This window comes from Streptomyces sp. NPDC007264 (assembly GCF_042869095.1).
GTDB lineage: Bacteria > Actinomycetota > Actinomycetes > Streptomycetales > Streptomycetaceae > Streptomyces.
In genome coordinates, this window is the sequence record NZ_JBIAFD010000005.1 from 55421 (window position 1) to 80591 (window position 25171).

Consider the following 25171-nt stretch of genomic DNA (forward strand, 5'->3'; position numbering starts at 1 on the left):
GTCCCTGAAGAACTCTGGGGAGGGGCGCGGGTCAGACGAGGGACCCGTAGAGACCGGGGCGGCGGTCCTGGAGGTAGGGGTTGGCCTCGCGGGAGGCCGCCAGGCGGGCGGGGTCGACGTCGCCGAGAACGAGTTCCTCGCCGCGGCCGGCCCGGACACGGGCGATCCCGTCGGGCCCGGCGAGGGTGGACAGCCCCACGAACTCGAACTCCCCCTCGCGCCCGGCCCGGTTGACGTACGCGACGTACATCTGGTTCTCGAAGGCCCGCACCGGGACGAGGGACTGCGCGACGAACTGGTACGGGTGCATCAGGGCGGTGGGAACCACCAGGAGGTCGGTGCCGGCCAGGGCGTGGGCGCGGACGTTCTCCGGGAACTCGACGTCGTAACAGATCGTCAGGCCGATCCGCAGGCCGTTCACCTCGGCCTGGACGACCGGCCGGTCGCCCTGGGCGAAGTGGTCGCGCTCGAAGCTGCCGAAGAGGTGGGTCTTGCGGTAGTTGGCGAGGCGGGTGCCGTCGGCCGACACGAGCTGGGCGGCGTTGAAGACCCGCGCGCCCGACCGCTCGGGGTAGCCGTAGACGACCGCGACGCCGTGCCGCGACGCGATCCAGGCGACCGTGTCCGCGGAGTCCCCGTCGGCCGGCTCGGCGAGCCGGCCGGTGTCGTCGCCGATGGCGTACCCGGTGAGGAACAACTCCGGTGCGATCAGCAGTCCGGCGCCCGCGGCGGCGGCACGGCCGGCGGCCTCGTCGAGGACCTTGAGGTTCTCGGCGACCGAGCCGGGGTGGCCGGAGCTCTGGAGCAGGGCGGTACGCATGCGTGTTCTCCACCGGTACGGGAGGGGGTCGGGGACTGGTTCGACGGTACGGTCGGCCGGTCGGCCGGACAAGGACGAGCCGTTGCGCGCCGATGAGCTGATCGTTGCGTCCGCCGCGGCGCCACCGTCGATTCGTTGCGCACCCCCACGCTCGGCCCTTTCCGCCCCCGCCCCGCCCCGGCCCGCGGACCGGCCGCCGCCAGCCGTGACCCGCGCCCGGCGCACTGTCGGAAGGGTGCGGTGCGGTCAGGCGGGCACGGCGAAGGCGGTGATCACCGCCGCGTGGTCCGAGGGCCAGTCGTTGCCGGCGACGTCGGGCCACGGGCGGGGGGTGCCGGTGACGGCCGTGCGGGAGTCGAGGACCGTCAGGCCGCGGTGCAGGACGTAGTCGATCCGGTCCTGCGGCTCGGGGCGTCCGCTGCCGTCCTCGTGCACCGGGTGGATCGGGGACCAGGTGTGGCCGGGGTCGCGGACCGGGTCCGGATGGGCCTCCCGGTAGGAGTCGCGCAGGCCGGCCTCCTCGGCCGCCCGGGTCACCGGCCACGCCACGTCCGGCCGGTCCAGGTGCGAGGGGCAGTTGAAGTCGCCGACGAGCACGACCGGGACGCCGTCGTCGGCCGACTCCTCGATCCGCCGCAGGGTGTCCCTCATCTGGGCGAGCCGCACCTCCTCGTGGGCGATCAGCACGGTCGCCGGCAGCCCGTCGAAGGCGGACTCGTAGGGCCCGTACGGCGTGTAGTGCAGGTGGGCCGTCCAGACGTCGACCTCGCGCCCGCCGCCGACCCGGATGCGGACGCCCGCCGCTCCGTAGAAGCCGACACCGGGGTCCCCGAGGCGGGCCGTGATCGGGTGACGGCTGATGACGCCGAGGTTCTCGCCCGCCCGGTGGTGGTACCAGCCCAGCGCCTCCGCCAGTTCCTGGGCCGCGGTGCCGCCCGTCTCCTGCAGGCCCACGACGTCGGCGCCGGCCTCCAGGACGGCCTTGACCTGCTTGGCCCGGTGGTCGTCGACCCTGCTGCCGCCGAGCCAGAGGTTCCAGCTCATCACGCGGAGTTCGTGTGTCAGCAGGGACCGCAGCCGCTCGGGCGTGACCTCCTCCAGGCTGCTCAGCACGGTCCGCCCGGGCGCCGCGGCGATCGGCACGAGCGACGGCACGGCGAGCACCGCGCACCCCGCGGCCTCGGCGGAGGCGACGCCCGTGGGGGTGTCCTCGACGGCCACGCAGCCGGCCGGGTCGGCACCGAGCGCCCGGCACGCGGCGAGGTACGGGTCGGGCGCGGGCTTGGTGTGCACGGTGTCGTCGGCCGTGACGGAGACCGCGAACCGGCCGGCGCCCAGCGCATCGAGCACGGTGTCGGCGACGGACCGCGGGGAGGCGGTCACCAGCGCGGCGGGGATGCCGTCGCGGGCGAGCGCGTCGAGCAGGTCGAGGGCGCCGGGGCGGGGCACGATGCCGCCGCGGACGCGGCCCGCGAACTCACGGTGCAGGTCGGCGGCGACGCCCGCGGCCGGGGCGCCGGTGACGTCGGCCAGCCAGTCGGCCGTGTCCTCCACGGCACGGCCGAGCACCTGCGGCTGGTCGTGCTCCGCCAGCGGCCGGCCGAGTCCGGCCGCGACCCGCTCCACCGCCTCCCACCACAGCCGCTCGGTGTCGACGAGCGTGCCGTCCATGTCGAACAGGACGGCCTGGAGCGGGAGTCGGGTCACGGTTCTCTCTTTCGCGCGGGGGGTGGGAGTAGGGCGGGAGTGCTACGGGTGGGGGCGGCCGCCTCACCCGGCGCGTTCGGCGACGAGCACCGGCCGCTGCGGCAGCGACACGGTCACGGCGGCACCGGCGGTCAGCGCGGCGGCCTCGTGCGCGGGCAGGTCGGCCTTCACCTCGGTGGCGTCGGCGAGGCGGACGGTCAGCCGGACCGTGGCTCCGAGGAAGGCGGTGGCGACCACGTGCGCGTCACCGCAGGCGTCGGCGGACACCCGCACCGCTTCGGGCCGCACCAGCACGTCCACCTCGGCCGCCGCGGGCGTGTCCCCGTCGACGGGCAGCCGCTGCCCGAGCACCTCGACCGCGCCCGAGGAGAGCCGCCCCGGGACCCGGCTCATCGTGCCCACGAACTCGGCGACGAACGCGGTGGCGGGGCGGCGGTACAGGTCGGCGGGTGCCGCGCACTGTTCGAGCCGTCCGGTGCGCATCACCGCGACCCGGTCCGCCATCGACAGCGCCTCCTCCTGGTCGTGCGTGACGAACAGGGTGGTGATGCCCAGTTCCTGCTGGAGGCGGCGGATCTCCTCGCGCAGAGTGAGCCGCACCTTGGCGTCGAGCGCGGACAGCGGCTCGTCGAGCAGCAGGACGCGCGGGCGCAGGGCGAGGGCACGGGCCAGCGCGACGCGCTGCTGCTGACCGCCGGAGAGCTGGTGCGGGAAGCGTTCGACCTGATCGCCGAGGCCGACCAGGTCGAGCAGTTCCGCGGCGCGGGCACGTCGCTGCGCGGTGCGCACCTTCCGCATGCGCAGCCCGAAGGCCACGTTGTCGAGGGTGCTGAGGTGCGGGAAGAGGCTGTACGACTGGAAGACCATCCCGGCGTCGCGGCGGTGGGCGGGGACCCGGGTGACGTCCTCGCCGTCGAGGAGCACCTCACCGGAGTCGGGGTGCTCGAACCCGGCGAGCATGCGCAGCGCGGTGGTCTTGCCGCAGCCGGAGGGGCCGAGCAGGGCGAGGAGTTCGCCGGGCCGCACGGCGAGGTCGAGGCCGTCCAGCGCGACGGTGCTGCCGAACGCGCGGCGCAGACCGCGGAACTCCACGGTCGCGGCCTCGGATCCGGTGGTCTTCTCGTTCTCGGGGGCAGTGAGGGTCATGGCGGTGTCATCCCTGAGATGCGGTACGGGAGGGGGTGCGACGCCCGCCGACGGCTGCGAGGGCCAGCAGCAGCGCCCAGGTCACGAGCAGGCTGAGCACGGAGACGGCGACGGACATCTGGGCCTGTGCGCCGCTGATGTCCACGATCCACACGGCGAAGGGCCTGAAGCCCAGCAGGTGCGCGACGGTGAACTCGCCGAGCACCAGGGCCAGGGTGAGGAAGGCGGCGTTGAGCAGCGCCCCGCGCAGGTTGGGCAGCACGGCCCGCACCAGCGCCTGCGGCCAGCCGGCGCCGCAGCTGCGGGCGGCCTCGACGAGGGTGCGCACGTCGATGGCTCGCAGCCCGGCGTCCAGGGCCCGGTGGACGAAGGGCAGCGCCATCACGACATATGCGAGGACGAGCACGAAGGGGAAGTCCGGGTTCTGGACGGCCACGAACGTCTGGAAGAGCGGGGTGCGGGAGAGGTGGTCGGGCCCCCACTTCAGGACCGTGCTGATGCCGGCGACGAACGCGATGGGCGGCACCACCAGCGGCAGCGCGCAGACGATCTCGACGACGGCCCGCAGCCTCGGCGCGCCGAGACGCAGCGCGACCAGGGCGGGCACCATCAGGAGCAGGACGACGGCGATGGTGGCGGCCGCCAGCTCCAGCGACAGCAGCAGGCTGCCGAGAAAGCCGTCGGTGCCGAGGATCGCGGTGTAGGCGTCGAAGGTGACGCCCTGGCCCGGGACGTCCACCGTGAAGATCACGGAGGCGGCGAGCGGAACCAGGAAGTACAGGCCCGCGGCGACGAGGACGAGTGCTCGTCCGGGGCGGATGCGGAAGGTCAGGCGAGCCATCGCGCGCTCCGTCGTTGCAGGGGCAGGTACACGGCCATCACCAGGACCGCGACCAGGACCATGTCGAGGCTGAGGGCCAGCGCCACGTTCTCCTGACCGACGAGGACGTTCCCGGACAGGGCGTCGGCGATCTGGAGGGTGACCAGCGGGATCGAACTGCCCACCATGGCGGCCGCGGTGGCGTAGGCGGCGAAGGCGCTGCCGAAGAGCAGCACGAAGCCGCCGAGCAGGGAGGGCGCGAGCACGGGGAGGGCGACGTGCAGCCAGTACTGGGCGTGCGTGGCGCCGCTGTTCTGCGCCGCCTCGCGCCACTGGGAGCGCAGGCCCTCCAGGGCGGGGGTGATGGTGAGGACCATCAGCGGGATCAGGAAGTACAGGTAGACGAGGGTGAGGCCCCAGAAGCTGTAGAGGTCCCAGCCGTGGTCGGCCAGGCCGAACCGCCGGGTGAGCACGCCGGAGTTGCCGAGGGTGGCGACGAAGGCGAAGGCGAGCGGCACGCCGCCGAAGTTGGCGAGCACGCCGGACGCCGTGAGCACGGCCTCGCGCAGAGCGCGGAAGCGCGAGGTCACCACGGCTTGGGCGAGCAGCAGTCCGAGGACCGCTCCGATGGCGGCGGAGACGGCCGACAGCTTGACGCTGCCGAGCAGCGCCGTGAGGTAGGCGCCGTGCAGTGAGGCCGTGAGGTTGGCGGTGGTGTACGCGGTGGCGCCGGTGGCCTGGTCCCTGACGGTGAAGGCGCCGTTGAGCATGGCGACGGCGGGCACGCCGAAGGCGACGGCCGTGAAGGCGAGCAGCGGGACGACGGCGAGCCACCCGGCCGCGCCGCGCCGCCGCACGGGGGCGGCGGGCGCGGAGTCGGCCGCGGTGGGCGCGGGAGCGGCGGCGAGGGTCATGTCGCGGGACTCGGTCGTCACCCGGAGACGGCCTTGCCCCAGCCCTGGGCGAGGACGCCCTTGGCCTTGGCCTGCTGGGCCTCCGTGGGGAAGGTGGGCGTGCCGGAGACCGCGGGCAGCTTGGCCGCGGCGGCCTTGTCGAGCGTGCCGGCCTTCTCCATGGCGGCCATCAGGGCCGGTCGTGCGTACCCCTTGAGCCACAGGTTCTGCCCCTCGGCGCTGTAGAGATACTCCTCCCACAGGCGGGCGGCCGCCGGGTGCGGGGCACCCTTGTTGACGGCCTGCGAGTAGTACTGCGCGAACCTGCCGTCGGACGGCACCGACACCTTCCAGTCGACGCCCTTCGACCTGAACTCGTCGGCGTACCCGGCGTTGAGGTAGTCCCAGTCGATGCTGATCGGGGTCTCGCCCTTCTCGACGGTGGCGGGGGTCGACTCGACGGGCGTGTAGTTGCCGTTCTTCTTCAGCTGGGAGAAGAAGTCGAGGCCGGGCCGGATGTCGTCGAACGAGCCGCCGCCTGCGAGGGCCGCCGCGTAGACGCCGCCGAAGGCGGAGCCGGACTGGGTCGGGTTGCCGTTGAGCGCGACCTGTCCCTTGTACTGCGGCCTGAGCAGGTCCTTGAAGGTGGTGGGGCACTCCTTGACGCGCTTGGCGTCGCACCCGATGGACACATAGCCGCCGTAGTCGTTGTACCAGCGGCCCTGCGCGTCCTTCTGCCCCTCGGGGATGCCGTCGAAGCCCGTGACCTTGTACGGCGCGAGCAGTCCCTGCTGGGCCGCGCTCAGCGCGAAGGAACTGCCGAGGTCGAGGACGTCCGGCGCGCGGCCCTGTCCCTTGCGGGAGGTGACCGCGTTGATCTCGTCCTGGCTGGATCCGTCCGGATTCTCGACTTCGATCCTGATGCCGTACTTCTTCTGGAAGCCGTCGATCAGGGCGCCATAGTTGGCCCAGTCGCGGGGCAGGGCGATCGCATGCAGCGTGCCCTCCTTCTTCGCGGCCTTCACCAGGGCGTCCATGCCGCCGAAGTCCGCGGCGGAGGTGGCGGTGGCGGCGCTCTTGCCGTCGGCGGAGGCCGAGGCGTTGTCGGGGGCGGCGCCGCAGGCGCTGAGGGCGAGTGCGGCGATGACGGCAAGGCCGCCGCCGAGGGCGGCGGTTCTCGGCAGGAAGACGGTCACGGGGTCTCTCCAGGAGTGCGCGCAGGGCTCAGGGGGACGGGAGACTTGTCTGAACAAGTTGACCTCAGTCAGCCTGCCAATGGTGTCCTCTCCGTAAACACCTGCGAAACCCTGAGCCCTGATTTTTTGCATAATCCGCGGCTCCGTCGATCACCTTCGGATCTCGACTAGGCTGGCCACGCTGTGCACAGCAATCGACGGTGAGGGGAAGCATGGCGGCGCGCCACGAGGAGATCGCCGACGAACTGCGGGGGGCGATCGACCGCGAGGAGTACACGGTGGGCAGCCTGCTGCCCACGGAGACGGAACTCGCGTCCCGGTACGGGGTCTCGCGTGGGACGGTCCGCCAGGCCCTCGCGGCGCTGACCGGCGAGGGGCTCATCGGATCGCGGCAGGGCGCCCGCCGGGTGGTCCTGGCGAGCCGGCGCAGCCAGAGCTTCGCGGAACTGCGCAGCTTCGCCCAGTGGGCGCGGGCGATGGGGCGGGAGGCGACCGGGCGTGTGGTGGCGCAGGAGTACCGCCCGGCGACGAGGGAGGACGCGGTACGGCTCCACCTTCGGGAGGGGAGACCCGTACTGCACGTCCTGCGGGTGCGCGGGCTGGACGGCGAACCGGTCCTGTTGGAACGGACGGTGTACGCCGACTGGATCTCCCCGGCGGTCGAGGCCATCGAGCCCGAGTGCCCCTCCGTCACCCAACGGCTGTTCGACGACACGGGTGTGGTCTTCGCGTACGGGGAGCACGTCATCGACGCGGTCGCGGCGGGCGCCCGGGACGCCGAGCTGCTCGGCGTCCGGCGCACCAGTCCTCTGCTGCGGGTCCGCCGGGTCACCACCACCCGCGAAGGACGCCCGGTGGAGTGGTCGGACGACCGCTACCGCTCGGACGCGGTGAGCTTCAGCGTGCACAATTCGATGGGCAACAATGCGCTGGCCCGCACGACGGCCGATCAGGACCGCGGGGCGGGGCGGGGCCCGGCCGCCGCGGCCGGGCCCGGTGAGGGTCAGAACGGGTAGTGGGGCTGCTGGGTGGCGATGGTGACCCAGCGGGTGTTGGAGAACGCCTCGATGCCCCAGCGTCCGCCGAAGCGGCCGTAGCCGGAAGCCTTCACCCCGCCGAAGGGCGCGTGCGGCTCATCGGCGACGGACTGGTCGTTGATATGCACGATGCCGGTGTGCACCCGGCGGGCGACGGCGAGCCCGTGGGTGGCGTTCTCGGTGATGATGCCGCAGGTCAGGCCGTTGTCCGTGTCGTTGGCGACGGCCACCGCGCTGTCGTCGTCGGTGAAGGTGTCGAGCACGCAGACCGGACCGAACGCCTCCGCGTGGTGCAGGTCCGCCTCCTCGGGGACACCGGTGAGCACGGTCGCCGGGTGCACCGCGCCCTCCGGCTCCCCGCCGCCGGTGAGCACCGTGGCGCCCCTGGCGACGGCGTCCTGGACCAGCGCGGCCACCCGCTGTGCGGCGGCCGTGCTGACCAGGGGCCCGACCACGGTCCTCGGATGCGTGGGGTCGCCCGTCCCCAGCGCGGCGACCTTGGCGACGAACTTCTGGGTGAACTCCTCGGCGAGCGACGCGTGGACGAGGATGCGGTCGCCGGACATGCAGATCTGTCCGGAGTTCATGAACACGCTGAAGGTGACCGCGTCGACCGCGTGGTCCACGTCGGCGTCGGCCAGCACGATCACCGCGTTCTTGCCGCCCAACTCCAGCACGGCGGGCTTGAGTCGGGTCGCCGCGTGGGTGCCGACGATGCGGCCCACAGGAGTGGATCCGGTGAAGTTGACCGCCCGCACCCGCGGGTCGGCGATCAGCGCCTCGGCGATCGCCGCGGCGTCCTCCCGCGCGTTGGTGACCACGTTCAGCACCCCGTCCGGCAGCCCGGCCTCGCGCAGTACGTCGGCGACCAGCAGCCCGCAGGCGATCGGCGCGTCCTCGCTCGGCTTCACCACGACCGTGTTGCCCGCCGCCAGGGGCGCGGCCACCGCCCGTACCCCCAGGATGACCGGCGCGTTCCAGGGCGCGAACGCGGCCACCACGCCCAGCGGTTCCCGCACCGCCAGCCCCAGCGTGCCCTCCTCCTGAGCGTTGAGCACCTCGCCACGCGGCGCGGTGACCGCGGCCGCCGCCTCCCGCAGGATGTTCGCGGCCAGCGCCACGTTGAAGAAGGCCCACGGCCGGGTACCGCCCGCCTCGTGCGCCATGACCTCGGCCACCTGCTCACCCCGGGCGTCCAGCAGGTCCGCCGCCCTGAGGAAGATCGCACGCCGGGCGAACGGCGCGAGCGCCGCCCACCCCGCGAAGGCCGCGTCCGCGGCCGCCACCGCCCGCGCGACGTCCTCCGGGCCCGCGGCGGCGACGGTCGCGTACACCTCGCCGGTGTAGGGGTTCACGTCCACAGCGGTACGGCCGGAGGCGGCGGGCACGTCCTTGCCGCCGATGAGGAGTTCACGGGTGATGGGCATGGAAGTTCCTTCGGGTGGATGCGGTGAGAGGGCAGGACGTCAGCGGGGCGTCCGGAGGGCGGGCTCGACGACCTCGCCCGGGCCCGGTTCGTCGGTCTCCACGTCCTCCGGACGGAAGGGACCGTCCTGCTCGTCGAACACGGCGGCTCGGATACGCATGACAGCCTCCCGACCCGGAGAACAGCGTTGTTCGCCTGGTGAACTCACCTTCGCGAAAGCTCGGGCTGCGCGAGTCTGCAACCGGCGGGAGGCTCTGTCAATGAATCGCGGGCGCACTGTTCGAGACAGAGAGACGACTGTCTCAGCTGTTCGGACGATGAGGGGTGCGACCGCCCATCGAACGGGCCGGACCTCAGGCGTACGACCGGTGGCCGAGCCGGGTCGAGATCTCCGCGGTCGTGCGGCGCAGCGGGCCTTCGAGGCGCGTCATCACGGACTCGACGGAGGCGTTCCACACGGTGAGGTGGACGGCGATGTTCACCGCCGCCACCACGGCGCCCGTCCGGTCGCGCACCGGTGCGGCCAGCGATCGCAGTCCCGGTGCGAGCTCCTCGTCGTTCAGCGCGATCCCGGTCCGGCGCACCCGGGCCAGCGCGACCATCAGCTGCTCGCGGGCGGTGATGGTCTTCGGACCGCGCCGGGCGAGGTCCGTACGGTCGATCAACTCGCGGAGGGCGGCGGGTTCCTGATGGGCCAGCAGGACCTTGCCCAGGGCGGTGCAGTAGGCGGGCAGCCGTGAGCCGACGTGCAGGTGGAGGCCCAGGGCGAAGCTGTCGGCCCGGCCGCTGCGGCGCCTGTCGAGGTAGACGATGTCGGGCCCGTCGAGCACGGCCATGCTCACGGTGTAGCCGGTCTCGTCCGACAGGCCCTGCAGGGAGGGGCCGGCAAAGCGGGTGATCTCCAGGGAGTTGATCGCCGCGAATCCGAGATCGACGACCCGGGGGCCCAGGGAGTACTTCTTGGAGTCCGGATCCTGCTGCAGATAGCCGAGCTTGGCGAGCGTCGCCACGTAGCGGTAGGTCGTGCTGCGGTTCAGACCGACGGAACGGCCCAGGTCGGAGATGCCGAGCACGGGGCGCGACTCGCTGAACGAGGCGAGGATCAGCAGTCCGCGCTCGAGGGACTGGGAGAAGCCCGCGGCGGTCGGCTTCCGACCCGCGGCCTCACCCTCGGCACCAGCCGCCGGAGCGGGGCGTGGGGGCCGGGCGGACTCGGGGGACGGGGGCCGTGAGGTCATGCCGCATAGTAGCTCGACGTTTCATATGTTCGAACGCCGCTGGACTTTCTTCTTCGCCGGGCAGTTCCTTTTCGCCGACGAGGCCGCCCGGTACCTCATCGGGCTGTACCTCATCGGGCTCGGCCCGACCGCCGTGGCCTTCGCACTGTTCCTGCCCCGCGGGCTGTGGAGCCCGGTCGACGACCGGCGCCACGTCCAGTCGCTCCCGGCCGGTTACCATCTGCGGCGACGGACGAGCGACCCGAGCACGTCCGCGGAGGAGACTTGATCCGGTGACCCGTCCCGATCCCACGGCGGACCTTCGCCCGGCGACCCCGCGCGTGGTGCGCCACTACATCGGGGGCGAATGGACCGAGCCGCTGGGCGGCGGCACCTATCGGGACTGCGAGCCGTGGACCGGCTCCGTCCTCGCCACGGTCGCCGCCGGCGGCGCCGACGACGCGCGCCGGGCGGTCGACGCCGCCCGGACGGCGTTCGACGGCTGGGCCGACACGCTTCCCGCCGAGCGCCAGCAGATCCTGCTGCGCACGGGCGACGCCCTCCAGCGGCGTCGCGAGGAGGTCGTGGCCCTGCTGAGCGCGGAGACGGGGTGCGGACGCCGCTACGCCACCATCCAGGTCGACTTCAGCGTCTCCCTGCTGCGGCAGGCGGCCGGACTTCCCTACGCGGCGGTCGGGCAGGTCCTTCCGTCCGACATCCCGGGCACCCGGGCCCTGGCCGTACGGCGTCCGGTCGGGGTCGTGGCCGCCATCGCCCCCTGGAACGCCTCCCTGGTGCTGTCCGGGCGTGGCGTCGTGGGCCCGATCGCGCTCGGCAACACGGTCGTGCTCAAGCCGTCCGAGGAGTCCCCGATCACCGGCGGCACCCTCTGGGCGGAGCTCTTCGCCGAGGGCGGGCTGCCCCCGGGCGTGCTGAACGTCGTCACGCACGCCCCCGGCGACGCCGGCGCCATCGGTGACGCGCTGATCTCCCATCCGAGCGTGCGCCGCATCGACTTCACCGGTTCCACGCCGACCGGCCGGCGGCTCGCCGAGACGGCCGGACGCCACCTCAAACGCGTCGTGCTCCAGCTCAGCGGCCAGAACCCGCTCATCGTCCTCGCCGACGCGGATCTGCCCCGCGCCGTGGACGCCGCGGTCTACGGAGCGTTCGTGCACCAGGGGCAGGTGTGCATGTGCGCCCGGCGCATCTTCGTCGAGCGGCCCATCGCCGAGGAGTTCACCCGGCTGTTCACCGCGAAGGCGGCCGCGCTGCCCACCGGTGACCCCGGTGACCCGCGCACGGTGGTCGGGCCGGTGATCAACAAGTGGGCGCTGTCCCTGCTCACCCGCCGGGTCGAGGAGGCCGTCTCGATGGGCGCCCGCGTGCTCACGGGCGGAACGGCCGAGCCGCCGTGCTATCCGGCCACCGTCCTCACCGATGTGCCCGAGGACGCCGAGCTCGCGTTCGACGAGACCTTCGGACCGGTCGTGATGCTGGAAACGGTCGACAGCGCGGACGAGGCGGTCGAGCGCGCCAACGCCTCACGCTACGGGCTCGCCGCCGGTGTCCTGACGGGCGATCCCCACCGGGGACTGGAGGTCGCCCGGCGGCTGGAGGCGGGCATCGTGCACGTCAACGACCAGCCGGTCAACGACGAGCCGCAGATGCCGTTCGGCGGCGTCAAGGACAGCGGCTGGGGCCGGTTCGGCACCGGCTTCGCCGCGGAGGAGTTCACCGAACTGAAGTGGGTGACGGTGCGCGCCGAGCCACGCGACCTCGCCTTCTGACCGCGGCTGGTGCTGTGGCGGGGAAGGTTTGCCGGAAGCTCGCGGCGTCCGGTGCCGGGGGCACCTCCCGCGCCCTTCGGGCTGCGGGGGAGCATCGCAAGGCGGAGTGTCGCCCGCGTACCGGATGTACGCGGGCGATGCGACAACGCGGCGGTGGGGGCCCCTCCCGCGCGAGCGCAGCCGAGCGTGGGGGAGCCGTGCCGGGCGTCGCGAGCCGGTGAACCTTCCCGGTCACAGCACCAGCGGTGAGCGGGCCCGGCGAGGTCCGGTGCGGTTCCGCGGTGTCCCGAAGGGGAGCGCGGCTGGGCGGGTGTGCGGCTCCGCCGCGTGGCCGCGGCCGGCCACGGCGCACCCGCGGGCGGCGTACCGGACGCGTACCGGACGTCCGGCGGAGCGCTCAGGTGGGCGAGCCCGAGGAGAAGCGCCGCAGCAGGGGGGACAGCACCAGCACGGACTTCGTCCGTTCCACGAACGGCTCTCCGGCGATGCGCTCCAGGACGCGCTCGAAGTGGCGCATGTCGGAGGCGAAGACCTGGGCGACCGCGTCCGCCTCACCGGTGACGGTGGAGGCCGCCACGACCTCCTGGTAGCGCTCCAGGCCCCGCCGGATGGTCTCCGGCGAGGTGTTGCCGCGGCAGTAGATCTCGACGAATCCCTCGGTCTCCCAGCCGAGCGCCGCCGGGTCCACCCGGACGGTGAAGCCGGTGATCGCGCCGGTCGCGCGCAGCCGGTCCACGCGCCGCTTCACGGCGGGGGCGGACAGTCCGACCAGTTGCCCGATGTCCGCGTAGGAGCGGCGGGCGTCCTCGGCGAGGGCGTGGACGATGCGTTCGTCGAGATCGTTCAGCACGGCGGATGGTTCACTTCTGTGCGGTGGCTGCGGGTGCCGCGGGGCTGCCGCCGGTGCCGCGGGGTGCGCGGCGGGCGGCCGGGAGCTCCGGTGGCCGTACCGGAAGTAGAACACGGGCCGTGGCGGCGGCGACCCCCGCTTCCCCCGCCGGCGGGGGAGCGGGGGCGCAGTCCGCTCCTGATGGCGCGTCAGAGCCAGCTGACGTCCAGCGGTTTGCCCTCCGCGTAGCCGGCCGCGCTCTGGATGCCGACGACGGCCCGCTCGGCGAACTCCTCCAGGGTGCCGGCGCCCGCGTAGGTGCAGGAGGACCGGACGCCCGCGATGATCGCGTCGATCAGGTCCTCGACGCCCGGGCGGGCCGCGTCGAGGTACATGCGGGACGTCGAGATGCCCTCCTCGAACAGGGCCTTGCGGGCGCGGTCGTACGCCGACTCCTCCGCCGTACGGCTGCGGACCGCGCGTGCCGACGCCATGCCGAACGACTCCTTGTAGAGGCGGCCGTCCGCGTCCTGCTGAAGGTCACCCGGCGACTCGTAGGTGCCCGCGAACCACGAGCCGATCATCACGTTGGAGGCGCCCGCCGCCAGCGCCATCGCCACGTCGCGCGGGTGGCGGACACCGCCGTCGGCCCACACGTGCTTGCCGTACTTCCTCGCCTCGGCCGCGCACTCCAGGACCGCCGAGAACTGGGGGCGGCCGACACCCGTCATCATGCGCGTCGTGCACATGGCGCCGGGACCCACGCCGACCTTGACGATGTCCGCACCGGCCTCGATCAGGTCGCGCACGGCCTCGGCGGCGACCACGTTGCCCGCCACCACCGGGGCCCGAGGGTTCAGCGCCCGCACCGTCCGGATGGTCGCGAGCATCGACTCCTGGTGGCCGTGCGCGGTGTCGATGACGAGCGTGTCGACGCCCGCCTCGATGAGCCGCTCGGCCCTGCCCGCGGCATCGCCGTTGATCCCGACGGCGGCGGCGATGCGCAGCCTGCCGTTCGCGTCCGTGGCCGGCGTGTACAGCGTGGCGCGCAGGGCTCCCTTGCGGGTGAGGATGCCGGCCAGCCTGCCGTCCTCGTCGACGGCGGGCGCGTAGCGGCGGTTGGCGGTGTCGAGGACGTTGAAGGCTTCGCGGGGGTCGATGCCGGCGTCGAGGAGCAGCAGGTCCTTCGACATCACCACTTCCAGTTGCGTGAAGCGGTCCACGCCGGAGAGGTCGGAGTCCGTGACGACGCCGATCGGCCGGTGCTCGCCGTCGACGACCACGCCCGCGTTGTGCGCGCGCTTGGGCAGCAGCGCGAGGGCGTCGGCGACGGTCTGGTGCGGGGCCAGCACGATCGGGGTGTCCAGCACCGGGTGGCGGCCCTTGACCCAGGAGACGACCTCGGTCACCACGTCGATCGGGATGTCCTGCGGGATGACGACCATGCCACCGCGCCGGGCCACCGTCTCCGCCATGCGGCGGCCGGCGATGGCGGTCATGTTGGCGACGACGAGCGGGATGGTCGTGCCCGTGCCGTCCGGGGAGGCGAGGTCAACGCCGTGGCGGGAGCCGACCGCGGAACGGCTCGGCACCATGAAGACGTCGTCGTACGTCAGGTCGTAGGGTGCCGAGGAGCACGGTACGAGCCGTCCGGTTCCAGGCTCAAGAAAACGCATGGGGCCCATTTGTTCACACGAGATGACGCAGGCCACTACCACGAAGACACAGCAAAACGCCCTCAGCTTCGTCGGTTCCTCCGAACGGAGAAGTGAGGGTCGCGCCAGGTGGTGAGACCTGCCTTACATCGAGATACTACCCGGATGCGGGCTTGCCCGCCGGAAGGAACGGACGGGCACACAGCTCCCGCGCGCATGCCCATGATCATGGTCCGGTGCGTTCCGCTGCGCGGCCCCGGCGGTCACGCCTCGGTCCGGCCCGGCCCGGTCCGGGCGGGCTCGGCCGGGACAACGGTCGGGGCAGCGGCCCACCGGGCCCGCGACGCACGGTCCCGGAGCCTGCCGCCGCGGGCCTGCCCGCACGATCCGCGGTCAGGTCCGCCGGGTCCCCTCAGCTCCTGCCGGTCCCCTCAGCTCCCGTCCGGGTCGGCACGGTTCAGGGCCGGGGCCGGCGTCGGTCCCGCCGTCATCAGGTAGTCCGCCGCCGACGTGTCGGTCACCAGGCTGGTGACGAGCCCGGACCGCAGCACGGCGTCGATCGCGGACGCCTTCCGCTGCCCGCCCGCGATCGCGACGACCTCGGGGATGCGCCGGAGCTGGTCCGCCTTGACGGTGATGCACCGCTCCCCCAGGTCCCGTCCGATGCGACGGCCCGTGGCGTCGAAGAGATGCGCGGACATCTCCGCGGCGACACCGAGCGACGCGTAGTGGGAGCGCTCCTCCTCGGTGAGCATGTCGTGCACGGTGGAGATGCCCGTCTCCCAGGAGCCGATGGACACGCAGGCGACCGTGACCTTGTCGAAGTACTCGAAGGCCCGGGCGATCCCGGTCTGGTGCCGCAGCGCCTCGGCGGTCGCGGCGTCCGGCAGCAGCATCGGCGCGTAGATGGGGTGGGCGTCACCGCCCGAGACCTGCGCGGCACGGCGGACGGCCTCCACCGAGCCTCGCTCGGCGGTCCCGGCGTCGTACACGCCCGTCAGCTGCACCACCGTGCACGGCGGCAGCCGGTCCAGCGCGGCCGCCATGTGGATGGTGGAGCGGCCCCAGGCCAGGCCCAGCACATCGCCCTCGGTCACCAGTTCGCCGAGCAGGTCGGCGGCCACCTCACCCAGGTTCTCGGGGTCGGGCGACTCCTCGGCGTCGGCCGGGGACTCGACCACGACGGCGTGTCTGAGGCCGTAGCGGGCGCGCAGCGCGTCGGAGCGCTCGGCGTCCAGCTCGGCCGGCACACGGATCTCGATGCGCACGAGATCCCGCTCGAGGGCGGTCTCCAGGACCCGGGCCACCTTGAAGCGGCTGACGCCGAACTCCTCCGCGATCTGGATCTTGGACTTGCCCTCGAGGTAGAAGCGGCGGGCCATGGCCGCCGCCTGCACCAGCTCAGCGGGTCCCATCCGCATGGCTGACCGGCCCGACGACATACCCGACACGGCCATCTCCTCACTGCTGTTCACACTCGGCATACGCCGTTCATCCTTGCAGATCCGGCCTGCCCGCTCAGCCCGGACGGTCGGCGTTCAGCTTCCGTTGGCTCAGTCGTCGCAGGCCCAGGAGGCGCGGGCCGTCGCACGCTCCGCCTGGGTGCGCAGTGCATGCACCGCCGCGGAGGGGTCGGCCGCCCCGTACACCGCCGAACCGGCCACGAAGACGTCCGCGCCCGCCTCCGCGCAGCGCTCGATGGTGGAGGCCGAGACACCACCGTCGACCTGCAGCCAGAGCTCGAGGCCGTGCTTGCTGATCAGCTCCCGGGTGCGGCGGATCTTGGGGAGCATGATGTCGAGGAACGCCTGGCCGCCGAAGCCCGGCTCGACGGTCATGATCAGCAGCATGTCCAGCTCGGGCAGCAGATCCTCGTACGGCTCGACGGGCGTCGCCGGCTTGAGCGCCATCGAGGCCCGGGCTCCCTTGGCGCGGATCTCGCGGGCGAGTCGCACCGGTGCCGCGGCCGCCTCGACGTGGAAGGTGACGGACGAGGCACCCGCCTCGACGTACTGGGGTGCCCACCGATCGACGTCCTCGATCATCAGATGGCAGTCCAGCGGGGTGTCCGTCGCCTGTACCAGGGACTCTACGACCGGCACGCCGAGCGTGAGGTTCGGGACGAAGTGGTTGTCCATGACGTCGACGTGGAGCCAGTCGGCGCCCTCCACCGCCTTCGCCTCCTCGGCGAGGCGGGCGAAGTCGGCGGACAGGATGCTGGGGTTGATCTGCACGGCCATGCCCCAAGCCTGCCATGCTCCGGACGGGTTGCTCCCCCCGGTACCCGGCCGAAGGCAGGCCGCGGGCGAGGACGGGCCGGGCACCCCTGCGTCGGGGGCTCCTCGCTCGGTGGTCGCGGCCCCGCCGGTACGGCGGCTCAGCGGGTCCTTCGGACGAGCGCCAGGTACATCGCGTCCGTCCCGTGCAGATGCGGCCACAGCTGGACGTCGGGGCCGTCACCGAGGGCCGGGACGCCGGGCATCAGCGGCCGGGCGTCGACGAGTTCGGCGCCCCCGTGCTGCTTGAGCACGTCGTCGACCACGGCGCGGGTCTCGGCGAGGTGCGGCGAGCAGGTGGCGTAGCCGACGACTCCGCCGACGCGTACGGACTCCAGGGCCGTTTGCAGCAGGGCGCGCTGCAACGACGCGAATCCGTCGAGGTCCTCGGGCCGGCGGCGCCACCGGGCCTCGGGCCGGCGGCGCAGCGCACCGAGCCCTGTGCAGGGCACGTCCATCAGGACGCGGTCGAAGGTGCCGGGCCGCCACGGCGGACGGGTCCCGTCGGCGGCGACGACCTGGTAGGGACCGGGATTCCCGGCGAGCGCCCGGGCCACGAGGCCGGCCCGGTGCGGCTGCTTCTCGGAGGCGAGGAGCACGGCTCCGCGCTCGGCGGCGAGGGCGGCGAGCAGGGCGGCCTTGCCACCGGGCCCCGCGCAGCCGTCCAGCCAGGCACGGTCGGGTCCGTCGAGCGGTGCGTTCGCGAGCGCGACCGCGACGAGCTGGCTGCCCTCGTCCTGCACGCCGGCACGGCCCTCCCGTACGGCGTCGACGGCACCGGGCTCGCCTCCTTCGGTGAGCCGGACGGCGTACGGCGACCAGCGTCCGGGCTCCGCGGCCTCCTCGCGCAGGAGCTCCTCGGTGGTGGCACGGCCGGGACGGGCGACGAGCGTGACCTCGGGCCGCTCGTTGTCGGCTTCGAGGAGGTCCTCGATCCCGGCGCGGCCCCCGCCCAGGGCGTCCCACAGGGCGGACACGATCCAGCGCGGGTGCGAGTGCACGACGGCGAGGTGGTCCTCCGGATCCTCGTCGTACGGCGGCGCCACCCGCTCCAGCCAGCCGTCGAGATCGGCCTGGGCGACCTTGCGCAGCACGGCGTTGACGAACTTGGCCCGCCCGTCGCCCAGCACGACCCGGGCCAGCTCGACCGTGGCGGAGACGGCGGCGTGCTGGGGAATCCGCGTCCCGAGCAGCTGATGGACACCGAGGCTCAGCACGTCGAGCACGGGTGGGTCCACGTCGCCCAGCGGCCGGTCGACGCAGGCCGCCAGGACGGCGTCGTACGTGCCCTGCCGGCGCAGCGTGCCGTACACCAGCTCGGTGGCGAGCGCCGCGTCCCGGGCGTCGAAGTCGCCCGCCTCCCGCGCCCGGCGCAGCAGCGGCGGCAGCACCAGGTTGGCGTAGGCGTCCCGCTCGTCGACGGCCCGCAACGCGTCGAAGGCGAGAACACGGACGGGGTCCTTCTTGGGCCGGCGGTAGGGCTTGGCGGGCCTGCGGGGACGACGGGACTGGTCGCTCACGAAAAGGTGCTCCGGGTGTGGGAGGGAATGCGCCTCCCAGCCTACGTCGGCGGGGCGGCGGCCAGGCCGGCAGGTCAGCTCCCCAGGGTCTCCCCTGCTTCGATGCGCATCCCGCGCGCCCAGTCCGCGGCCCGCATCGGCTTCTTGCCCTGGGCCTGCACCCACAGCAGTTGGACCGCGTAGGAGCCGCTGCCGGCGTACACGTCGTTCTTGCCCACGGACAGCCGGCCCGGGGCGAGGTCCGACCGCTCGGGCACGGGGGCGACCTGGATGAGCTTGAGCCGCTCGCCCCGGAACGTGGTCCAGGCGCCGGGCGCGGGCGTGCAGGCGCGCACCACGCGGTCGACGCGGAGGGCGGGCGCGGACCAGTCGACCCGTGCGTCCTCGACGGTGATCTTCGGTGCGAGCGTGACGCCGTCGGCGGGCTGCGGCACGGGCTTGAGGCTGCCGTCCTCGATGCCGTCCATGGTGGCGGCGAGCAGCCCGGCCCCGGCGAAGGCGAGGCGGGTGAGGAGGTCGCCGCTGGTGTCGGTGGGCCGGATCCGCTCGGTGACGGTGCCGTAGACGGGCCCGGAGTCGAGCCCTTCCTCGATGAGGAAGGTGGAGGCGCCGGTGATCTCGTCGCCCGACAGGAGGGAGTGCTGCACGGGGGCGGCACCGCGCCAGGCGGGGAGCAGGGAGAAGTGCAGATTGACCCAGCCGTGGGCGGGGATGTCCAGGGCGGCCCGGGGCAGCAGCGCGCCGTAGGCGACGACGGGGCAGCAGTCGGGCGCGATCTCCCTCAGCCGCGCCAGGAAGTCCTCGTCCCGGGGCCGGTTCGGCTTGAGGATCTCGATCCCGGCCTCCTCCGCCCGCTCCGCGACGGGGCTGGCGACGAGCCTGCGGCCCCGTCCCGCCGGTGCGTCGGGCCGTGTGACGACGGCCGCCACCTCGTGCCGTTCGGACGCGATCAGAGCGTCCAGCGCGGGGACGGCGACCTCGGGGGTACCTGCGAAGACGAGCCTCATGGGTGGTGGACGGCCTCTCGGGGCGGGAGTTCTGACGGGCCCACAGGTCCCCGGCGGTGCCGGAGCGTGCGGGCACACCAGTCTAGGGGCGCCGGGGCGCCGGCCTCCCGACAGCCGCCCTGACCAGCGGTGTGTGCTCCCGCAGCGCACACCACCCTCCGGGGGCGTATGCATATGCGGTTACGCCCTGCACCGTGACCACAGACCGGCACACGCGTTGGTCAAGAGAGAGTTGACCGCAACGGGCCGCGATCGCGGCCCCATCCTTTTCAACGCCGGTTCGAGAGGCTTGTTCATGGCCGACCACGCAACCCACGACGCCCAGGCCCGGGCCAGCCTGCACTTGCTGGTGCGGGACATCGAGCGGGTCCGCCGGCAGGTGGACGCGCTGCGTACCCTCACCGCCCAGTTGGGCAACGTCTACCGCCCGCGCCGCTCCGGCCCCTCCACGGGCTTCGTCGTCTACGGACGCGCCCCCGCGCCGACCGTCCGTCTCGCCCAGGAGTTGCGGGACAGCGTCGAGACCCTGGTGACCGCGGCCGTGGACTTCGACCGTTCGCTCGGCTTCTCCTGGGACGCCGTGGGCTCCGCGCTCGGGGTCACCAAGCAGGCGGTCCACCGCCGTTACGGCGCCCGCCGCGCCACCGCCCAGGCGCCGGCCGAGGCCGATCGCGCACCGGAACCGTCCGGGACCCGCACGCTCAACGTCGGCCCGGGCATGGCCACGGTGCCCGCGGCCCGCTCCATGCCGACGCAGCCCACGGCCGGCAGTCCCACCCTGCGGGACGAGGTGAGGCCGACGGCCTTCCCGGGCCCGCGCAACGGCTGAGCGACACTCCCGTATGCCTCCCGGGCCGCACCGGGAGGCAGCCGTGTCCCGGAGTGGCACGCCACGGCCCGTCGCTCGTGCACCGCCGTGCGACGCATCCCCGCCGTCAGCCGATGTCCGGCGGATCGATCCGGATCCTCACCGCCTCACTCCCCCCGCGTGCCGTCCGGGCCGCGAGCGCGGTCTTCAGCGCGGAGGCCAGCGCGGCCCCGCTCCCCGGCGGCACCCGCACCAGCGCCCTCTCCCACCGCTCCCCCGGCGGCGGTCCCCCGGCCCGACGCTGCCGCCCGGGCTCCCCGGCCGGCACCGGCACGGGCCCCAGGACCTCGGCGTCGGACGGCAGTCGGGCCTCGGCGAGGAGCCCGGACACGGCCTCGGGCGGCCCGGACACCGCGGCCATCCGCGACACCGGCGGAAAGCCCAGCTCGGCCCGCTCGGCAAGCTCCCGCACCGCGTGCCCGACGGGATCCCAGCGGACGAGCGCCTGCACGGGCCGCAGCGTCGGTTCGGCCACGACCACGACGGTCCCGCCGGCCGACTGCGGCCGCACCAGCGCGGCCGCGCCCAGCCACCGGCGCAGTGCCTCCTCGCCCGAGCGCAGATCGGGGCGTCCGAGCATGGCCCATCCGTCGAGGAGCAGCGCGGCCGCGTACCCGCCTTCGGCGACGGGCTCGGCCCCGGGCGTGCTGACGACCAGGGCGGGCGTCCCCGGCACCGTGTCCAGCACCTGCTCCCGCCCCGAGGTCCGCACCGCGACGGCCGGGAAGGCACGCCCCAGCTCCTCGGCGGTGCGCCGGGCCCCCACGATCTGGGCCCGGAGCCGGGCGCCGCCGCACTCCGGACAGCGCCAGGCGGTCTCCTCCCGACCGCACCAGCCGCACCGCAGCTCCCCGGCCTGCTGCGCGGCCAGCGGCCCGGCGCAGGACCGGCAGCGGGCGGGCACCCGGCACCGGGCGCAGGCGGTCCGGGGCACGTACCCCCGCCGCGGCACCTGCACCAGCACGGGTCCGCGGCGCAGCCCCTCCCGCGCCACCTCCCAGGCGAGCGTCGGCAGCCGTGCCGCCCTGGCCGCCTCGTCGCGCGCGAGGTCCGCGTCCCCCACGGTCCGTATCAGGGGGGCGGCGGCCCGCACCCGGTCCCGGTCGGCGACGAGCGGGGCGGCCCACCCGCTCTCGACGAGCTGGGCGGCCTCGACGGTGCAGCTCCAGCTCCCCAGCAGAAAGCCGCACTTGTCCCGGGTGGCGCGCAGCTCCAGCACCTCGCGGACATGGGGATGGGGGGCATGGTCGTCGCTGTGCCCGCTGTCGCCGTCGTCCCAGACCACGACGAGTCCGAGGTTGTGCACGGGCGCGAACATGGCGGCCCGGGTCCCGACGACGGCCCGCACGGACCCGCGCCGCACGGCGAGCCACTCCCGGTACCGCCGCTCCTGCCCGGCGTCGGCGGTCAGCACCGCGTGCTGCCCGTCGCCGAGCAGCGCCCGCAGCGCGGCGTCGACCCGCGCGGCGGGACGACCGGCGGGCACGACGACCAGCGCACCCCGTCCCGAGGCGAGCGCGGCCTGCACGGCCCGGGCGATCTCCTCCGCCCACTCCGGCCCCGGCAGCGCGGTCCACACGGCCCGCGGGGCACCGCCGGCGGCCAGCGACGCGAGGAACTGCGGCCCCCTCCCGTACCGCTGCCAGGATCCCGGGACGGGCGGGGGCGGCGGCGGGGGCGGTGGGCCCGTCGTGGCGGCCTCCGCCCGGGCATGCCGCGGCGGCACGGCGAGCTGCAGCACGTCGGCGAGGCTGCCGGCGTAGCGGTCGGCGACGGCCCGGGCGAGCCCCAGCAGCTCGGGCGAGAGCACGGGCTCGGGCGACACGACCTGGGCGAGTGCGGCGAGGGGCCCCGCGTAGTCGGACTCGGGCACGCGCTCGACGAGGAACCCGTCGATGAGCCCGCCCCCTTCGCGCCGCCCTTCCCGCACGGTGCGCCCGCCGGCCCCGAAGCGCACCCGCACCCGCACACCGGGCCTGGCGACCGCGTCGAGGTCCTCCGGCACGGCGTAGTCGAAGTAGCGGTCCAGATGCAGCACGCCCTTGTCGACCAGCACGCGCGCGACGGGCAGCTCCCCGGCCAGCGCGGCTCCCCGCCAGGTGCGCGGCCGGGCCCTGGGCGTCCTGGCCTTCCGCACGGCGTCCCGGATCAGGGCAAGCTGCTCGGGGCCCGTGTACGGACCCTCGCCCGGGCCCGAGGGGTCCCGACGGGGATTCGTAGGCAGGCTCTCGGGCGGCACGGCGTCCTCGCCGCCCGCCCCCTGCTGCCCGTTCCCGCTGTGCACGGGTGCATTCTCGCAAAGACCACTGACACGGACCCGCGCCCGAGATCGCTCCGGGCCCTGGCGTCCCCGGGAGGCGCCGGGCGGTCCGGTCAGAGCAGGAGGGAGCGGGCCGGGCCGAGCACCCCGTCGAGGTGTGCGGTGGCCTGGGGATCCCAGGAGCGGGTCGTGACGGTCACCTCTTCCGGGCGCGGGCTGCCGACGCAGTGCGGGGCGAGCGCGGCGTAGAAGTCGGCGGGTTCCAGCAGCGTCTCCGGAGTGGCCACGCCCGGCCGGCTCCCCGGCAGCAGCCCGACCGCCGCTCCCAGGGGGATGCCGGTCGCTTCGCCCATGGTCAGGCCGCCGGGGACCCGGACGAGCGCGCAGCCGACAGTCGCCGCCCTGCCGTCCCGGGTGCCGACGGCGAGGCCGAACAGCGGGGGAAGACGCCCCGGCCGCAGGAGCCTCGAGGGTCGCGCGGTGGACCGTTTTCCGACCCGTTCGGCGATCAGTGCGGCACGGTGCGGTGAGGTGAGCCGGTGGTCGACGGACCAGCGCAGCGCGTGCCGGCCGGCCCGTCAACGCCGCGAGCAGATCCTGCGGGCGATGGCCGTTGCCGTCGCCCGCAACGGGCTGGCCGGCACCACCATCGCCGACGTCGCGGCCGCCGCCGGACTGCAGCGCACTCTCGTGCTGCACTACTTCCGAGACCGCGACGAGTTGGTGACCGCGTTCATCGACGAGGCCGTCGCCTCCTACGGAGAGCGCATGCTCGGCGAAGAAGACGGCGACATCGACGAGCAGGTGGAGCGGCTGTTCGAGCCGGGGGCCTACCAGCGCCAGGAGGACCTGGTGATCTGGACCGAACTGGTCGCGCTCGCCGCCCGCGATGCCGACGTCCGCCGTCGGCTCCACCAGGTGTGGACCGGTCAGTGGCTCCCCCACGCCGAGCTTCGGCTCCGGGCCGCCCACCCCACGGCATCGCCCGAGCAGGTCGCCGCGACCGCCTACGCCCTCGCCTGCCTAGTCGAGGCGCACTGGGCATTCCAGATGCAGGGAGTCACCGACCCCACCCGCCGTCGGCAGGCGCAGGCCGCGGCGAGGACGCTCCTGGCCCGGCTCGGTCCCGTCACCGAGCAGCGATGATCGTCCGCCTCCGGTCGGTTCGGCGCTGACGGGAACGGTTGCAGGGAGGCGCCGTCACACAAGGGAGCGGGCCGGCTGAAGGCCACGGTGCCTTCCAGCCGGCCCGAGCGGAGTCCGGGGCGTGCGGCGCAAGGCGGAGGCCGGCGCCGACGCGGAGCGTCGGCAACCGACGACGCCGCGGACGTGCACCCGGACCCCGCCCGGGCCGGGACGATCCGAAGGACCGGGGCCTACAGCCCCACCGCCTTCCGCAGCGCGTCCACCCGGTCGGTGCGCTCCCAGGTGAAGTCCGGGAGCTCGCGGCCGAAGTGGCCGTAGGCGGCCGTCTGCGCGTAGATCGGGCGCAGCAGGTCGAGGTCGCGGATGATCGCGGCCGGGCGGAGGTCGAAGACCTCGCTGATCGCGGACTCGATCCGCTCCGCGTCGACCTTGGCGGTGCCGAAGGTCTCGACGAACAGGCCGACCGGCTCGGCCTTGCCGATCGCGTACGCCACCTGGACCTCGCAGCGGGCGGCGAGGCCGGCCGCGACCACGTTCTTGGCGACCCACCGCATCGCGTACGCCGCCGAGCGGTCGACCTTGGACGGGTCCTTGCCGGAGAACGCGCCGCCGCCGTGGCGGGCCATGCCGCCGTACGTGTCGATGATGATCTTGCGTCCGGTCAGGCCCGCGTCACCCATCGGACCGCCGATCTCGAAGCGGCCGGTGGGGTTGACCAGCAGGCGGTAGCCCTCGGTGTCCAGCTTGATGCCGTCCTCCAGGAGCGCCTTCAGCTCCGGCTCCACGACGAACTCGCGGATGTCGGGCGCGAGCAGCGAGTCGAGGTCGATGTCGCTCGCGTGCTGCGAGGACACGACCACCGTGTCCAGGCGGACCGCCTTGTCGCCGTCGTACTCGATGGTGACCTGGGTCTTCCCGTCCGGGCGCAGGTAGGGGATCGTGCCGTTCTTGCGGGCGTCGGACAGCCGCTTGGACAGCCGGTGGGCCAGGAAGACCGGCAGCGGCATCAGGGTCGGGGTCTCGTCCGTCGCGTAGCCGAACATCAGGCCCTGGTCGCCCGCGCCCTGGCGGTCCAGTTCGTCGTCGTCGCCCTCGACGCGGGACTCGTATGCGGCGTCCACGCCCTGCGCGATGTCCGGGGACTGGGAGCCGATCGACACCGAGACACCACAGGAAGCGCCGTCGAAGCCCTTCTTCGACGAGTCGTAACCGATCTCGAGGATCTTCTCGCGCACCAGCTGCGCGATCGGCGCGTACGCCTTGGTCGTGACCTCGCCGGCCACGTGCACCAGGCCGGTCGTGATCAACGTCTCGACGGCGACCCGGGACGTCGGGTCCTCCCGCAGAAGCGCATCGAGAATGGTGTCGCTGATCTGGTCAGCGATCTTGTCCGGGTGACCCTCGGTGACAGACTCCGAGGTGAACAGGCGACGGGACACAACGCTCCCTGTGGTTGCAGCGGCTGCTGGCTGATCATTGGCGGACGGGACGGGGGCTGCGCCCGGCGTCGTCCTGGAACAGTTTATCGGTCGCGCTCGGCCGCCGGCCCGGCGTCTCG

22 protein-coding genes are annotated in these 25171 nt (G+C 73.7%); 5 read left to right on the top strand and 17 right to left on the bottom strand.

Annotation, left to right across the window (positions count from 1 at the left end):
* Positions 1-31: 31 nt before the first annotated feature.
* From ACFYMU_RS09610 to ACFYMU_RS09635, 6 genes are all read right to left on the bottom strand, one after another.
* Positions 32-820, bottom strand: coding sequence for a carbon-nitrogen hydrolase family protein (locus tag ACFYMU_RS09610; protein ID WP_388370467.1), 789 nt, complete (start codon positions 818-820; stop codon positions 32-34).
* A gap of 246 nt (positions 821-1066) precedes the next feature.
* Complete coding sequence (locus tag ACFYMU_RS09615; protein WP_388370470.1) at positions 1067-2527, bottom strand: HAD-IA family hydrolase; 1461 nt, start codon at positions 2525-2527, stop codon at positions 1067-1069.
* Positions 2528-2590: 63 nt separating this feature from the next.
* A complete protein-coding gene (locus ACFYMU_RS09620) occupies positions 2591-3673 on the bottom strand; it encodes an ABC transporter ATP-binding protein (RefSeq protein ID WP_388370473.1) in 1083 nt (360 codons plus the stop codon).
* 7 nt (positions 3674-3680) lie between these two features.
* Positions 3681-4514, bottom strand: a complete 834-nt coding sequence (locus ACFYMU_RS09625) for an ABC transporter permease (RefSeq protein WP_388370476.1) — start codon at positions 4512-4514, stop codon at positions 3681-3683.
* A complete protein-coding gene (locus tag ACFYMU_RS09630) occupies positions 4502-5407 on the bottom strand; it encodes an ABC transporter permease (protein ID WP_388371380.1) in 906 nt (301 codons plus the stop codon). Before ACFYMU_RS09630 ends, ACFYMU_RS09625 begins: the two co-directional genes overlap by 13 nt.
* Before the next feature lie 17 nt (positions 5408-5424).
* Entirely contained in the window at positions 5425-6582 is a 1158-nt protein-coding gene (locus ACFYMU_RS09635) for an ABC transporter substrate-binding protein (protein ID WP_388370479.1), read from the bottom strand.
* A gap of 212 nt (positions 6583-6794) precedes the next feature.
* Between ACFYMU_RS09635 and ACFYMU_RS09640 the strand changes: the two genes are divergently transcribed.
* Positions 6795-7598 carry a GntR family transcriptional regulator gene (locus ACFYMU_RS09640; RefSeq protein ID WP_388370482.1) on the top strand — a complete coding sequence of 268 codons (804 nt, stop codon included), beginning with the start codon at positions 6795-6797 and terminating at the stop codon, positions 7596-7598.
* Here ACFYMU_RS09640 and ACFYMU_RS09645 read toward each other — a convergent pair.
* Together ACFYMU_RS09645 and ACFYMU_RS09650 are read right to left on the bottom strand one after the other, a co-directional pair.
* Positions 7586-9046 (bottom strand): aldehyde dehydrogenase family protein, encoded by a 1461-nt coding sequence (locus tag ACFYMU_RS09645; RefSeq protein WP_388370485.1) that lies wholly within the window; start codon positions 9044-9046, stop codon positions 7586-7588. The two genes, ACFYMU_RS09640 and ACFYMU_RS09645, sit on opposite strands and share 13 nt — an antisense overlap.
* Positions 9047-9398: 352 nt before the next feature.
* Entirely contained in the window at positions 9399-10283 is an 885-nt protein-coding gene (locus tag ACFYMU_RS09650) for an IclR family transcriptional regulator (RefSeq protein WP_388370488.1), read from the bottom strand.
* Between the two features lie 25 nt (positions 10284-10308).
* On the opposite strand from ACFYMU_RS09650, the gene ACFYMU_RS09655 reads away from it, so the two are divergent.
* Positions 10309-10551, top strand: coding sequence for a hypothetical protein (locus tag ACFYMU_RS09655; protein WP_388370491.1), 243 nt, complete (start codon positions 10309-10311; stop codon positions 10549-10551).
* Positions 10552-10555: 4 nt separating this feature from the next.
* Entirely contained in the window at positions 10556-12052 is a 1497-nt protein-coding gene (locus tag ACFYMU_RS09660; RefSeq protein ID WP_388370494.1) for an aldehyde dehydrogenase family protein, read from the top strand.
* Positions 12053-12449: 397 nt separating this feature from the next.
* On the opposite strand, the gene ACFYMU_RS09665 is transcribed toward ACFYMU_RS09660, so the two are convergent.
* The 6 genes from ACFYMU_RS09665 to fmt form a co-directional block, all read right to left on the bottom strand.
* Positions 12450-12902, bottom strand: coding sequence for an Lrp/AsnC family transcriptional regulator (locus ACFYMU_RS09665; RefSeq protein WP_388370497.1), 453 nt, complete (start codon positions 12900-12902; stop codon positions 12450-12452).
* Between the two features lie 188 nt (positions 12903-13090).
* Positions 13091-14557, bottom strand: coding sequence for a GuaB1 family IMP dehydrogenase-related protein (locus tag ACFYMU_RS09670; RefSeq protein WP_388370500.1), 1467 nt, complete (start codon positions 14555-14557; stop codon positions 13091-13093).
* Between the two features lie 410 nt (positions 14558-14967).
* Positions 14968-16011, bottom strand: a complete 1044-nt coding sequence (locus tag ACFYMU_RS09675; protein ID WP_388371382.1) for a sugar-binding transcriptional regulator — start codon at positions 16009-16011, stop codon at positions 14968-14970.
* Between the two features lie 78 nt (positions 16012-16089).
* Entirely contained in the window at positions 16090-16776 is a 687-nt protein-coding gene (gene rpe / locus ACFYMU_RS09680) for a ribulose-phosphate 3-epimerase (protein WP_388370503.1), read from the bottom strand.
* A 137-nt stretch (positions 16777-16913) separates the two neighbouring features.
* A complete protein-coding gene (locus tag ACFYMU_RS09685; RefSeq protein ID WP_388370505.1) occupies positions 16914-18332 on the bottom strand; it encodes an RsmB/NOP family class I SAM-dependent RNA methyltransferase in 1419 nt (472 codons plus the stop codon).
* A gap of 74 nt (positions 18333-18406) precedes the next feature.
* A complete protein-coding gene (fmt, locus tag ACFYMU_RS09690; RefSeq protein ID WP_388370508.1) occupies positions 18407-19339 on the bottom strand; it encodes a methionyl-tRNA formyltransferase in 933 nt (310 codons plus the stop codon).
* 295 nt (positions 19340-19634) lie between these two features.
* On the opposite strand from fmt, the gene ACFYMU_RS09695 reads away from it, so the two are divergent.
* Complete coding sequence (locus tag ACFYMU_RS09695) at positions 19635-20168, top strand: hypothetical protein (RefSeq protein WP_388370510.1); 534 nt, start codon at positions 19635-19637, stop codon at positions 20166-20168.
* Between the two features lie 106 nt (positions 20169-20274).
* Here ACFYMU_RS09695 and ACFYMU_RS09700 read toward each other — a convergent pair whose 3' ends face one another.
* Together ACFYMU_RS09700 and ACFYMU_RS09705 are read right to left on the bottom strand one after the other, a co-directional pair.
* Positions 20275-22431, bottom strand: a complete 2157-nt coding sequence (locus ACFYMU_RS09700; protein ID WP_388371385.1) for a primosomal protein N' — start codon at positions 22429-22431, stop codon at positions 20275-20277.
* Between the two features lie 149 nt (positions 22432-22580).
* On the bottom strand, positions 22581-22820 hold the full coding sequence (locus ACFYMU_RS09705) for a hypothetical protein (protein ID WP_388370513.1): 240 nt from the start codon (positions 22818-22820) through the stop codon (positions 22581-22583).
* A 253-nt stretch (positions 22821-23073) separates the two neighbouring features.
* On the opposite strand from ACFYMU_RS09705, the gene ACFYMU_RS09710 reads away from it, so the two are divergent.
* Positions 23074-23613 (top strand): TetR family transcriptional regulator, encoded by a 540-nt coding sequence (locus ACFYMU_RS09710; protein ID WP_388370515.1) that lies wholly within the window; start codon positions 23074-23076, stop codon positions 23611-23613.
* 230 nt (positions 23614-23843) lie between these two features.
* Here ACFYMU_RS09710 and metK read toward each other — a convergent pair whose 3' ends face one another.
* On the bottom strand, positions 23844-25052 hold the full coding sequence (gene metK / locus ACFYMU_RS09715; RefSeq protein WP_388370518.1) for a methionine adenosyltransferase: 1209 nt from the start codon (positions 25050-25052) through the stop codon (positions 23844-23846).
* Positions 25053-25171: the final 119 nt, after the last annotated feature.